The organism is Sinomonas gamaensis (assembly GCF_005876955.1).
GTDB classification, from domain to species: Bacteria; Actinomycetota; Actinomycetes; order Actinomycetales; family Micrococcaceae; genus Sinomonas; species Sinomonas gamaensis.
In genome coordinates, this window is record NZ_SSCL01000007.1 from 157048 (window position 1) to 170046 (window position 12999).

Annotated in this window: 11 protein-coding genes; 8 read left to right on the plus strand and 3 right to left on the minus strand. The window is 69.6% G+C overall.

The window, feature by feature from the left end; genetic code table 11:
- The first annotated feature begins 79 nt into the window (after positions 1-79).
- The 7 genes from E5679_RS11555 to E5679_RS11585 all read left to right on the plus strand — a co-directional run bounded on the left by E5679_RS11555 (position 80) and on the right by E5679_RS11585 (position 8167).
- Positions 80-1513: an amidase gene (locus E5679_RS11555; protein WP_138415938.1), complete on the plus strand. Its 1434-nt coding sequence runs from the start codon at positions 80-82 to the stop codon at positions 1511-1513.
- Positions 1510-1737 (plus strand): hypothetical protein, encoded by a 228-nt coding sequence (locus E5679_RS11560; RefSeq protein WP_138415940.1) that lies wholly within the window; start codon positions 1510-1512, stop codon positions 1735-1737. The genes E5679_RS11555 and E5679_RS11560 overlap by 4 nt, the downstream gene beginning before the upstream one ends.
- Positions 1737-3176 carry a sodium:solute symporter family protein gene (locus tag E5679_RS11565; protein ID WP_249336086.1) on the plus strand — a complete coding sequence of 480 codons (1440 nt, stop codon included), beginning with the start codon at positions 1737-1739 and terminating at the stop codon, positions 3174-3176. Before E5679_RS11560 ends, E5679_RS11565 begins: the two co-directional genes overlap by 1 nt.
- Complete coding sequence (locus E5679_RS11570; RefSeq protein ID WP_138415941.1) at positions 3173-4369, plus strand: CaiB/BaiF CoA transferase family protein; 1197 nt, start codon at positions 3173-3175, stop codon at positions 4367-4369. Before E5679_RS11565 ends, E5679_RS11570 begins: the two co-directional genes overlap by 4 nt.
- Complete coding sequence (locus E5679_RS11575) at positions 4366-5793, plus strand: carboxyl transferase domain-containing protein (protein WP_138415943.1); 1428 nt, start codon at positions 4366-4368, stop codon at positions 5791-5793. The genes E5679_RS11570 and E5679_RS11575 overlap by 4 nt, the downstream gene beginning before the upstream one ends.
- 101 nt (positions 5794-5894) lie before the next feature.
- Positions 5895-6869, plus strand: coding sequence for a C-terminal binding protein (locus E5679_RS11580; protein WP_212746936.1), 975 nt, complete (start codon positions 5895-5897; stop codon positions 6867-6869).
- Positions 6866-8167, plus strand: a complete 1302-nt coding sequence (locus E5679_RS11585) for an alpha-hydroxy acid oxidase (RefSeq protein ID WP_171042349.1) — start codon at positions 6866-6868, stop codon at positions 8165-8167. Before E5679_RS11580 ends, E5679_RS11585 begins: the two co-directional genes overlap by 4 nt.
- A gap of 118 nt (positions 8168-8285) precedes the next feature.
- On the opposite strand, the gene E5679_RS11590 is transcribed toward E5679_RS11585, so the two are convergent.
- From E5679_RS11590 to E5679_RS11600, 3 genes are read right to left on the minus strand one after another with little or no spacing between them, the layout of a single operon-like run.
- The gene (locus tag E5679_RS11590; protein ID WP_138415945.1) at positions 8286-8762 is read right to left on the minus strand and encodes a DUF3237 domain-containing protein; all 477 of its coding nucleotides are present in this window, start codon (positions 8760-8762) and stop codon (positions 8286-8288) included.
- A 2-nt stretch (positions 8763-8764) separates the two neighbouring features.
- A complete protein-coding gene (locus tag E5679_RS11595; RefSeq protein ID WP_138415947.1) occupies positions 8765-10534 on the minus strand; it encodes a CocE/NonD family hydrolase in 1770 nt (589 codons plus the stop codon).
- Entirely contained in the window at positions 10534-11871 is a 1338-nt protein-coding gene (locus E5679_RS11600) for an MFS transporter (protein WP_138415948.1), read from the minus strand. Before E5679_RS11600 ends, E5679_RS11595 begins: the two co-directional genes overlap by 1 nt.
- Positions 11872-12014: 143 nt before the next feature.
- Between E5679_RS11600 and E5679_RS11605 the strand changes: the two genes are divergently transcribed.
- Complete coding sequence (locus tag E5679_RS11605; protein ID WP_138415950.1) at positions 12015-12920, plus strand: PaaX family transcriptional regulator; 906 nt, start codon at positions 12015-12017, stop codon at positions 12918-12920.
- The last annotated feature ends 79 nt before the right edge of the window (positions 12921-12999 follow it).

A 12999-nucleotide genomic window follows, 5' to 3' on the forward strand; every position in this document is an offset into this window, starting at 1 on the left:
ACTACCTTGGTTCATTGTACCCATCAGATGAGGTCTTGATGGCTCAATACGAAAGAGGCCAAGAAGAAAATGACTCGCAATGAATGAACTGGTGTACCGGGATGCTGTGGAACTCGCGGCGATGGTCCGCTCGCGGGAGGTTTCCGCCGTCGAGCTGCTCGAGGCGCATCTTGACCAGATCCACACCCTGAACCCAACGATCAACGCCGTCGTCACCCTCGACGAAGAGGGGGCGCGGGCGGCCGCCGACGCGGACCGCGCGCTCGCCGCGGGAGCCAGCGCCGGCCCCCTTCATGGGCTGCCCATCGCCTTCAAGGACACGGCCCGGACCCGGGGCCTGCGCACGACGTTCGGACACCCGCGCTTCGGCGACCACATCCCGGACGACGACGACCCCCACGTCCGCTCGATCCTCGCCGCTGGCGCGATCCGGCTCGGCAAGACGAATGTCCCGGAGCACGCGGCCGGCTCGCACACCGTCAACCGCGTCTTCGGCGCCACCCGCAACCCCTACGACCTCACGCGGTCGGTCGGCGGGAGCAGCGGCGGGGCGGCGGCGTCCCTCGCGGCCGGCTTCCAGCCGATCGCCGACGGGAGCGACATGGGCGGCTCGCTGCGCAACCCGGCCTCGTTCTGCAACGTCGTGGGACTCCGGCCAACCCCCGGCGTCGTGCCCGACGACGGTCCCAACGACTTCTTCACCCTCGGCGTGGTGGGCCCTATGGGCAGGACGGCCAGGGACACGGCGTTGCTTCTCGGCGTCATGTCCTCCTCGGCGACAGACGACGGCGCTGCGGTCGCCTCCCGCTCGGCGCGTTTCGTCGCCGAAGTGGAGTCGGCAGGGCACGACGGCGAAGACTTCCGAGGTTTGCGCGTCGCCTTCGCTCCGACCCTCGGCGGGCGCGTGCCGGTCGAGCGGGAGGTGCTTGACGTCGTCGAACGCCAGGCACAGCATCTCGAGGAACTCGGGGCCGACGTCGAGCTCGCGTGCCCCGACCTCGACGGCTCGGACGAGGCATTCCGCACGCTGCGGGCTGCCGCGTTCGACTCCCTGTGGGGCGACGAGCTCATCGCGGATCCGGACCTCTTCATTTCCTTCCTCGCGGGCAACATCCGCGAGGGAGCGAAGCTCACCGGGCGCGATGTGGTGCGGGCGGAGGAGGCCGTGACCCGGCTCGCCCGCCGCGCCGACGAGTTCTTCAGCCGCTACGACCTCGTGATCGCCCCGGCGGCCCAAGTCGCGCCGTTCCCCGTCGAACTCGACTACCCGACCGTCGTCGACGGCCAGCGGCTCGAGACGTATCTGGACTGGATGCGCGCCGCCTACCTCTTCACGCCGCTCGGAATCCCGGGCCTGTCCGTCCCCGCCGGCTTCACGCCGTCGGGCCTCCCCGTGGGCCTTCAGATGCTCACGCGCCGCGGAACCGACGTCCGCCTGCTCCGGCTCGCGGCCGCACTCGAACATGCCTCCCCGCTTGCATCCAGACACCCTGAAGGAGTTGCAGTCCTGTGAACACCCTCGCCGCCCTGAGAAGGATCGCCATCCCGGCGATTCCGTCCCTCGGCATGCTCATCACCCCATTCCTTCCGTTCACCACATCGCCGACGCTCTGGTTCGGCGTTCCCGCGCCGGTCGTGTGGGTCGTCGCGATGATCGTCCTGCTCGTCGTCGCACTGCGGATCGTCGAGGCGTCATATCGCCGGGCCGCCGCCCCACAGGGAGAGGTGGCGCGCTGATGCTCACTCCAGCGATCATCGTCGGAATCCTCTTCATCGGCGCCCTCGGCATCCTCGGCCGGAAGCGCCAGCGCGAGATGGCGCACTGGACGGTCGGCGGGCGCGACCTTCCGAAGTGGACCTCGTGGTTCCTCCAGGCCGGCGAGTCCCTCACCACGTTCAGCTTCCTGGGCCTCGCCGGCATCGCGTACGGTGGCGGCGTGAGCGCCCTCTTCGCGCTCGTCTACCTTTCCATCAGCTCGGCCATGCTCTACTTTGTGGCCCCCAGGCTGCGCGAGCTCGGCGCGAACCGCGGCTACCTCACGATGGCCGACTTCTTCCACGACCGCTTCGGCAGCAAGGCGCTCTCCGTGGTCGTCGCGCTGGTGGGCGCGGTCTTCCTCATCCCGTACCTCCAACTGCAGATCACAGGACTGGGACTCATCGTCCAGCTCGCCACGGGAAGCAGCTCGGCGAGCGGGCTCAGCATGGTCGTCGCGTCCGCCCTCGTGGTGGTGTTCGTGATCTGGGCCGGCATTCGCGGCATCGCGCGGGTGGCCGTGTTCAAGGACTTCGCCATGCTCGTGGCGCTCCTCGTGGTCCTGGCCGGGGTCCTCGCGGGCGTGGGCACCATCCCGGACGTCTTCGCGCGGGTCGGCGAAGCGGCTCCGCGGCTCCTGACCGTCTCGACTCCGGGGCTCGACACCACGTTCTTCGTCACCTCCGCGGTCGTGACGAGCATCGGCGCCGGCCTCAACACGTTCCCCCACCTCTGGCCCCCCATCCTCGCGGCCAAGAGCGGGGCAGTGCTCCGAAGCAACTACAGCTGGCTCCCGGTCTACCAGCTGCTCCTCGTCGTCCCCATCCTCGCGGGCATGGCGGGATTCCTGGTCCTCAAGCCCAAGACGCCGGGCAACAACGTCCTGCTCACCGTCGCCCAGCAGACTCTTCCCGATTGGCTCGTGGCGGTGATCGCGGTCGCCGGCGCAGCCGCAGCGATGGTTCCTGCCGCGGCGATCGCCATGGGCATCTCCTCGCTCATCTCGAACAACGTGCTCCGCGTGAAGAACCCGGCGCTGCGCTTCCGACTCAACCACGCCGTCGTGGTGGTGGCCGTGGGGCTCGCGCTCCTGTTTGGCCTCGCGAAGTCGGACATCGCCTCGCTCCTCCTGCTGACCTACGGCGGCCTCACGCAGCTCGCCCCTGCCGTCGCGCTCGCGCTGCCGAAGAAGGTCGGCGCCGGTGCCGTGCCCGTGCTGCTCGGCATCGTGGTCGGAACGGTCTGCGTCGCGGCGCTTGCGTTCGCGAAGGTCCCGCTCGGCGGCTGGGACTCCGGTCTCGTCTCCCTGGCCCCCAATCTCCTGGTGCTCGCTCTCGCGGAAGCCGTGCGCCGCCGTCGTCCTCGATCCGAGGGCGATGCGGGCCGCGATCTCGCCGCAGCAGCGGAGGGGGTCGCGTGAGCCGGGCAGCGGAAGGACCCCTCGCCGGAATCCTCGTAGTGGACCTCAGCCGGGCGCTCGCCGGCCCGCACGCGGGCATGATGCTCGGAGACCTCGGTGCGCGCGTCATCAAGGTCGAAAGGCCCGACGGCGGCGACGACACCCGCGGATGGGGCCCGCCGTTCATCGACGCCGCCGAGGGTCGCGAGTCCACGTACTTCCTCTCGTGCAACCGCAACAAGGAATCGCTGCGGCTCGATCTCAAGACGGACGAGGGACGCTCGACCCTGCGCGAGCTGGTGGGCCGCGCCGACGTGCTGGTGGAGAACTTCCGGCCAGGCACCCTGGACAGGCTCGGCTTCGACCCCGAGGCGCTCGAGGCGCTCAACCCGCGGCTGGTGGTCCTCTCGATCAGCGGATTCGGCCACGACGGCCCCGAGGGGCAGCGCGCGGGCTACGACCAGATCGCGCAGGGCGAGGCCGGCCTCATGTCGCTGACGGGTTCCGGACCCGACGACCCGCAGCGCGTCGGCGTCCCGATCGGGGATCTCCTCGCGGGAATCCACGGCGCCTACGGCGTGCTCGCCGCGCTGTTCGAGCGCGAGCGGACGGGGCGGGGGAGCGTGGTGCGGACGTCGCTCCTTGCCTCGATCGTGAGTGTGCTCGCGTTCCAAGGCACCCGCTGGACGGTGGGTGGCGAGGTGCCGGCGGCGCAGGGGAACCACCACCCCTCGATCGCGCCGTACGGCCTCTTCCGCTGCCGAGGCGGCGCGGTGCAGATCGCGGTCGGTTCGGAGGGCCTGTGGGCCAGGTTCGCCCACGCGTTCGGGCTCGACGTCGACGACCCGCACTGGTGCGACAACGCCTCGCGCGTCGCCCATCGCCCCGAGTTGACGACGGCGATCGAGGCCGCCTTCTCGGCGTGGGAGCCCGAGGCGCTGTTGGAGCGGCTCGCCGCTGCCGGGATTCCCGCCGGCCGGGTCCGGACCGTCGACGAGGTGTTCGACTGGGAGCAGACGCGCAGCCAAGGGCTCGCGCTCGGGCTCGACCACCCGACGCTCGGTCGGATCGAGGTCCCCGGGCCACCGCTGCGCTTCTTCAGGCCGGACGGAACCGAGACGACGCCCCGAGCGCACGTGGCCCCGCCCCGGCTCGGCGAGCACGACCCCGACGTGCTCGCCTGGCTCGGCGCGGTCGAGGCGGTGGCCCGATGACGGCTCCTGCCCTCGCACAGCGGGCTGGCGCTGCCGTGTTCCTCGACGAGCTCCTGGACCCGTGCACTTTCCGCTCATGGGATGTCACACCCGAGGAGCCGGACGCGGATCCCGCCTATGCGGCTGAGCTGGCGCGGGCCCGCGAGCGCAGCGGCACGGATGAGTCCGTGCTGACGGGGGAGGGTCGCGTCGGCGGGCACGCGGTGGCGGTTGTTGTCAGCGAGTTCCGGTTCCTCGGCGGGTCGATCGGCCGTGCCGCCGCGGACCGCATCGTGGCGGCCGTCGGTGAGGCTGCGCGCCGCGGCCTCCCGCTCATCGCCGCGCCGGCCTCGGGAGGGACTCGCATGCAGGAGGGGACGCCTGCGTTCCTCCAGATGCTCCGCATCACCGCGGCCGTCGAGGCCTTCAAAGCGCGACGGCTTCCCTATCTCGCGTACCTGCGCCATCCGACGACCGGCGGCGTCTTCGCCTCGTGGGCCTCCCGCGCCCACCTGACGGCGGCCGAACCAGGTGCGCTCGTCGGCTTCCTGGGCCCCAAGGTGTACGCGGGGGTGACCGGCAAGGAGTTCCCACCGGGCGTGCAGACCGCCGAACGCCTTCTCGCCTGCGGAACGGTCGATGCCGTCCTCGACGCGGCGGGGTTCCGTCGCCTCGTGCTCGAGGTGCTCGGGATCCTCGAGGACGACGGCGGCGAGGCGGCTTCCAGCTCCGTCGCGCCTGCCGTGGTGGCTCGCCCAGGGCCATGGGAGGCGGTCACGGCGAGCCGCGCTCCTGATCGCGTCGGGCTCTCTGAGCTGCTTCGGTCCGGGTTCGACACCGCGGTTCGGCTCCACGGCACGGGCCGCGGGCGCGCCTCGGCGAGCACCGTCGTCGTCCTCGCGTCCCTCGCGGGGCGGCCCGTGGTCGTCGTCGGCCAGGACCGCGCGGCCCAGCGTGCCGGTCATGCACTCGACGCCGCTGCACTCGCCCAGGCCCGACGCGGCATGCGGCTGGCCACGGAGCTCGACCTTCCGCTGGTCACGGTCATCGACACACCTGGGGCCGAGCTCTCAGCGCGGGCAGAGGAGGACGCGATCGCGGGAGGGATTGCGGACTGTATCGCAGACATGCTCGCGCTGCCGGTCCCGAGCGTCGCGGTGCTGCTCGGCGAGGGGACCGGCGGCGGCGCGCTCGCGCTCGCGGCCGGGAGACGCATGGTTGCCGCCCAGAATGCGTGGCTCGCGCCGCTGCCACCGGAGGGTGCGAGCGTGATCGTGCACGGCGACACGTCGCACGCTCGGGCCGTCGCGGAGCGCCAGAGGATTACGGCTGCCGAGCTCTTCGACGCAGGAGCAGTCCACGAGGTAGTCGCCGAGGTGGCGGATCAGGAGACGTTCTGCAGGAGGATCGCGGAAGCAGTGGTTCGCCAGCTGGATCGGGCTTAGATTCTATTGAATATCTGATATAGGATTTAGGGGCTTTGGGCTGGATCGCTCATACCGCGTTGGCGCGGGTAAGAGCCCAGCAGCTAAGGAAGGAGCCCCAAGTGGATTCAAGGCCTCTCGTGGTTGTCACGGATCTGGATCAGCCATCCCTCGCCGAGGAGGAGGCGGTCAGCGCCGCCGAAGGCTTCGAGCTTGTGCGGGCGGAGTGCCGCACTGAGGAGGAGGTCATCAGCGCGGCCTCGGGGGCGGACGCACTGATCGTGCAGTACGCCCCCATCACTCGTGCGGTCTTCGAGGCGCTTCCCAAGCTCAAGGTCGTGGCCCGCTACGGCGTGGGCGTGGACACGGTCGACGTCGATGCAGCCACCGAGCACGGCGTCGCCGTGTGCAACGTCCCCGACTATGGAACGGAGGACGTCAGCGACCACGCGATTGCGCTCGCGCTGAGCCTCGCGCGCGGCGTCGTCGGCCTGGATCGCGAACTGCGCACGGGCAACTACTCTCTCGCCCCGGTCCAGCCGCTGCACCGGATTGCGGGGCGGGTCTTCGGCGTGGTGGGCCTCGGCCTGATCGGCGCCGCGACCGCGCGCAAGGCCCGCGGCGTCGGCTACCAGACCATCGGCTTCGATCCGCTCTACGAGGCGGGCACGACGACGGCCGACGGCACCGAGGTGGTGACCTTCGACGAGCTCATCCGGCGCGCGGACGTCGTCTCGCTCCACGTGCCGCTCAACGCGCACACCCGTCATCTCATCAACGCCGACGTTCTCGAGGCGATGAAGCCGGGCGCCGTGCTGGTCAATACATGCCGCGGCGGCGTGGTGGACACCGAAGCGCTTGTTGACGCGCTGCGTTCCGGTGGAATCCGTGCTGCCGGGCTCGACGTCTTCGAGCAGGAGCCGCTTCCCAAGGACAGCGCTCTGTTCGAGCTCCCCAACACCGTCCTGACTCCTCATGCCGCGTGGTACAGCGAGGAATCCCAGGTCGAACTCAAGCGCCGCACGGCGCAGAACACTGCAGACGTGCTGGCGGGGCGCAAGCCACGGAACATCGTGAACCCGGAGGTATTGGCATGACGACCACCCAAGAAACCCACAAGCCGGGCAGCGCGCCGGCAGTGGCGGCGCCCGACGCGCGCGTTCCCGCGCGGCGGCCGCTGCAGAAGCGCCAGCTGCCCAAGATCTCGGAGGTGCGCGAGCTCCTGCAGTTCCGGGCCCCCGTCCTCGACCCGGTCCGCCGGCGCCTCGAGGGGGCGCTCACCATCGAGGATCTCCGCAAGATCAGCCGCCGCACCACGCCCCGGGCAGTGTTCGACTACGTTGACGGCGCCGCCGAATTCGAAGTCACGGCCCAGCGCAACCTTGCCGCCTTCCGCGATGTCGAGTTCGTCCCCGAGACGCTCAACTCGGTGGCCGACCCCGATCTTTCGACCGAGCTGTTCGGCGAGCGCATCGCCTTCCCCCTCGTGTTCGCGCCGACGGGGTACACCCGGATGATGCACCACGAGGGCGAGTCCGCCGTGGCCAGGGTCGCCGAGCGCAACAACCTTCCGTACTCGCTCTCGACCGTGGGCACTACCACGATCGAGGAGGTCCGGGAAGCCGCCCCGAACGGGCAGAACTGGTTCCAGCTCTACCTGACCAACAATGTGGCGCTGAACGAGGAGATGGTGGGCCGCGCGCTCGACTCGGGCTGCAAGACGGTCGTCCTCACGGTCGACACGGCGGTGGGAGGCGGGCGTCACAAGGACACCCGCAATGGCCTGACGATCCCGCCGTCGCTCACGGTGAAGACCTTCCTCGACATGTCCCGCTTCCCGTACTGGTGGTTCAACAAGCTCACCACCGCGCCGATCAACTTCGCGTTGCTCCGCGACTACCCGGGGACGTCGGCGGATGTCGCCGCGATGCTGTTCGACCCCGGGCTCGAATACGACGACCTCGCGTGGCTGCGCAAGGCGTGGCCGCACAACCTCCTGGTCAAGGGCATCACCAATCCCGAGGACGCGGGGCGCGTCGTGAAGGACTTCGGTGCCGACGGCGTCGTCGTGTCGAACCATGGCGGCCGGCAGCTCGATCGCACGCCTGCCACGCTCGACGTCCTGCCGGCGGTTCGCGAGGCGGTGGGCAGCGAGGCAACGCTGCTCCTCGACAGCGGGGTGCGCAACGGGCAGGACATCGTCGCGGCCGTCGCCCGTGGGGCGAACGCCGTGATGATTGGACGTGCGTACCTGTACGGCCTGATGGCCGGCGGGGAGCGCGGCGTTGAGCGGGCCGTGGAGATCCTGCGGACCGAGTACCGGCGCAGCCTCCAGCTGCTCGGGCTTCGCGAGACCCGGCAGATCTCCTCGCGCCACGTGCGCACGAGGGACTAGAGGCCGCCAGCAGGCGCCGCCCTCCCGCGAAACCCCCCGGATTCCGGCCAAACCCATGGCTGGAGCCGGGGGTTTGGGAGCGTCGCCGGGGTTTCGCGATCAGGGTCGTGCAGGAGCGCTAGGCCACCGCGAAGAGGTGCACCACCACTCGGTCCGGGTATCGCTCCCCGGATCCCACGAACAGGGTGCGGTTCATCCACTCCCACTCGGCAGCAGAGGTGCGCAGGCGCACGGCGCAGCGGAAGTAGATCTCTGCAAGGTCTACCGGTTCGCCCGCGAGCAGGCGCGCCATGGCGTCCGTGCTCCCCGAGCGGAGGGCGGCGTTGTCCACTGAGATGACAGCGCCGTCCTCCGTCTCGATCGCATAGCGCGCCTCGAGCTGCGTGAGCTCGGGGGAGTGGAGGGTCTGGAAGTCCGCCCCGCCGGCAAGCACGCGGCCCGTGAACCGCGGACCCGTGACCGTGCCGCCCGTGATCGGGATGATCCGCCGATGCCCTTCGGGGGTCGGACCCACGTCGATCGGCTCCGCGATGAGCACGGAGAGCGTCCCCGCGTAGTCGAGGGCAGGCGGCAACGGAGTCGAGTCTGGAGCCATGGCTAGGACAGTACTCCGAGTGTGATCCGGCTCGGCGCGCTCGCGCCGAAGTGCACTTCCTGGTGCGCCGCCACGGTGTCCGACGAGTCGAGGGCCTTGGCGCCCGTATTGAGGTTGCGGTCCCATCGGGGGTGGCAGCTCGACGTCACCTGGACACGGAGACGGTCGCCCGGCTGGAACGTGCACGCCGTCGCCCAGAGGCTCACGGCGAATTCCTCTGCCTTGCCGGGCGTGAGCGGGCGCCGCGGCATTCCGGCGCGGAAGACGCCGTCGCCCGCGCACGCATCTCGCCATGAGGCCCGGACAATCCCGTCCGCGAGCCCCACCGAGCGGCCGTCGGGCGTCACCCGGCAGAGCCGCACCACGAAGTCGGTGTCGACGGCGGACGACGACGCAAACAGGTGCGCTGTCACCTCGCCGAAGACGGTGAGCGGCTCGGCGAGGGGGTTGCTGGTGAAGGTGAGCACGTCGCTGCGGGCCTCGACCCGCCATTGCTCGGCCGGTCCGGCGAAGTCGGCCCCGAGGTGCATGGTCGCGCCACCGGTCGTGGGGACGGGGTCGAGGGGGTCGTAGTCGTACTCAACTGTGCCGTCCTCGCGCGCTTCCTCGGCGAGCGTTCCGTTCGCGCCGAGGAAGAACTCGATCGTCGCGCCCGGCTCGCGCAGCTCGTCGAATCCGCGCCACCGGTTCTCGCCCATGAAGTACACGAGGGCCGGGGGCAGCTCGGGCGCGCTCTGTCCGCGCCCGCCGTCGAGCACTCGCCGGAACCACTCGGCATGGATCGACGAGAGATCCCCGAAGGAGCCGACGGCGGCGGCCGAGCCGCCGGGGAACGCCACGTCGGGGAATACCCCGGTGTAATTGGTGTGGCTCCACGGCCCGAGGATCAGGTTCGGCCTCGGAATTGAGGGGTCCTTCCGCGACGCCTCGAGCTGGAGTCGGTACTGGGCCAGCGTGTTCGGCAGGAAGATGTCGAACCAGCCCCCGATGTTGAGGGTCGGCAGGGCAAAGGGCTCGGAAGCGGGCCAGTTCCAGGCCTCGGAGATCTCGCCGCCCGGATCCTCGCCCGTGGACGGGATGATGTACGACTGCAGGAACGTGCTTGCCCTGGACTTGAGGTCGTTGAGCGGGAGCGTCCCGTACGCTGACCCGTCGGCGAAGGAGACGTCGAGCTCTCGCCAGGCGTCGAGTTCTCGGCGCAGACGAGCCGGGTCGCCTGCGAACTCACGGCGAATCGTCTCCAGCGAGATCGAGCCGTGGCCCCAGCTCAGCCGGGAACCGAGCTCGAATGCCCCTCCCCGGAAGAGCGCCCCGTTGTCCGCGCTGCCCGCCGCACATACCCCTGGAGCCAGGGCGCCGAGACCGCGGGGATGGCGTCGTGCGGCGCGGAGCTGGGACTCGGCGAAGTACGAACGACCCCACATCCCCACCCGACCCGAGGAGTACGGGAGGCTCGCCGCCCACTCGACCGCCTCAGCGCCGTCGTCCGCTTCCTGCGCGCTGGGCGAGAAGTCGCCCTCCGAGCCGAAGCGACCCCGCACGTCCTGGAGGATGACCACGAAGCCGGCCGCGGCGACTGTCGCGGGGTTGAAGTAGGCCGAGTTGACCGAGAGGTCGCGCCCGTACGGGGTGCGGGTCATGAGGACGGGGAAGCGCTCGCCGTCCGCCGCGGGCCGGTAGACGGTCGACCGCAGGATCGTTCCGTCGCTCAGCGGGGTTTCGATGTCGTTTTCAAGGAGGACGTCGAAGCGTTCAATGAGGACGTCGGACATCACGCGGCCTTCTTGCCGAGGTCATCGGTGTCCACACGGTAGGTCTCGCGGACCCAGAAGAGGGTCACGAGGGCCGAGATGCCGCAGCAGACGGCGGTGAAGACGGCGACCGGCACCCAGCCGTCGGGGCCGGGGCGGACGACGGCGGCCGCGATCGTGGGCGCGAAGCCCGTCACGATGAGTCCGAGCTGGGAGGAGATCGCGGCGCCGGAGTAGCGGATGCGGGTGGGGAACATCTCGGCCACGATCGCAGGGCCGAGCGGGTTGACCATGCCGTAGCCGACCACCATCACGATGATCGAGGTGGCAAAGACGAGCGGGACGTTCTTCTCCGAGATGGACCAGAAGTAGGCGAAGATCGAGACCGCGCAGATGACGTTGCCCGCAATGAAGACGGGCTTGCGGCCGATCCGGTCGGCGAGGATGCCGAACAGCGGCTGGGCGACGATGCCGAGGGCGGCCGTGACGATGGTGGTGGTGAGCATGACGCTGCTCGAGACGAGGTGGCCGTTCGTCGCGTAGGAGAGGCTGAAGGCCGAGACGATCGTGGAGACCACGGCCCACACCCCGAAGATGATGACCTTGATGATGGTGGGCCAGTAGTCGCGGAAGACCACCTTGAGGGGGAGTTCCAGTTTGGTCTCCCCGGTTTCCCGCACGTGCTCGAATACCTCGGCCTCGGGGACACGCCGGCGGATCACGAAACCGGCGGCCGCGACGACGAAGCTCGCCAGGAACGGGATTCGCCAGCCCCAGGCGACCAGATCGCCCTGCGGCATGAACGAGACCAGCAGGAACGCGATCGAGGCCAGCATGATCCCGGCGGCAGCGCCGGTGTTGACCCAGCTCGCGAAGAACGCGCGGCGGCCCGACGGTGCATGTTCGAGGGAGAGCGTGACGGCGCCGACGGACTCGCCGGCGGCCGAGATGCCCTGCAGCACCCGCAGGAGCACGAGGATCACGGGGGCGGCTGCTCCGATCATGGCCGTTGGCGGCAAGCAGCCGATGAGGAACGTGGCCAGGCCCATCGAGACGAGCGTGAAGACGAGCATCTGCTTGCGTCCGATGCGGTCGCCGAAGTGGCCGATGAATCCCGCCGCGAGCGGGCGGACCACGTAACCGATGCCGAGCGTCGCCATTGACAGGAACTGTCCGAGGAACGGGTCGATTCCGGGGAAGAAGATCTTGTTGAAGATCAGCGCGGAAGCCGATCCGTAGATGAAGAAGTCGTAGTACTCGAGGGTGCTTCCGACGAAGCTAGCCGCGGCGGCTTTGCGCGCGTGGCGTCCGGGCGGCGCGGCGACAGCGGAAGCTGCCGTTTCGGGACCAGCGGTCATTGCGGATCTCCTGAATTCGGGGGGGTGGTGAATGGGGGCTCATGTGGAGCGTGTGGGCTGCATCACTCGTGAATCTATAGTTGCGTTAAAACAAGCGATCGTCAATCAATCTGCAAAGATTCTTCTGCTGGCAAGATGTGAACGTGCGCTATGACGGACAAGGGCGGGCGAGCGCGGCCGCCGTCGACTTCCCACGCCCCCAGCGAGGGGGCACGAGCCAGCATCTGCTGGTGACGCTGCTCGGCGAGTTCTGGCGGAAGACCGACCTGTGGCTCCCTGCGCGGGCAATCGTCCGCCTCGCCGAGGATGTGGGGCTGAGTCGTTCGGCAGTGACGACGGCGCTCAGCCGCCTCGCAGCGCGGGGGGTCCTCGAGAACGACGGCGGAGGGCGGGCTTCGCGTTACCGCTTCACTGCCGCGGCGCGCGCCCGGCTGGTCATCGGCGCAGCCCAGGTTGCAGAGTTCGGCGACCCGAAGGTCCGCTGGGATCACCGGTGGACCGCCGTCGCCTTTTCCGTGCCGGAGTCGGAACGGGAGATTCGCGAGGCGTTCCGTGCCCGGCTCAAGTGGCTCGGCTTCGCCCCGGTCTACGGGGCCCTGTGGTTCTCGCCGCGTGATCGGATGGCTCAGGTGCAGGAGGTCGCCGAAGGATACGGAGTGGACGACTTCATGGCGTTCCGCGTCGAGGACGACGGCTTCGAGGGCCGGCGCCCTGTCATCGTCGATACTGCGGCGCCGCCCCGTCGTTACGCGCAGTTCGCGGCCGCGAATGAGGTTCGGCTCGAGCGGTTGCGCTCCGGAGTCCTCGATCCCCGGGAGGGGTTCCGTGCGCGCGTGGAAGTGATGGACGAGTGGCGCTCGTTCCCCTGGGACGATCCCGGGATGCCGTACGAACTCCTCCCGGCCGACTGGCCGCTCCTCCGGGCGCGTGAGACGTTCGTCGAGGTGTACAAGGCGACTGCCCCGCTCGTCGAACGGCATGTCCAGGCCGTGCTGGGCGAACTTGCTCCGGACGCGCGAGCCGGAGTCGTGGTGCCCGCCACGCTCTAGGCTTGCCGAATATACCCCCTAGGGGTATATTCAAGGTGCTGTCAGCGATGAACACGGTCCGGGGAAAAACGCCCCGCAA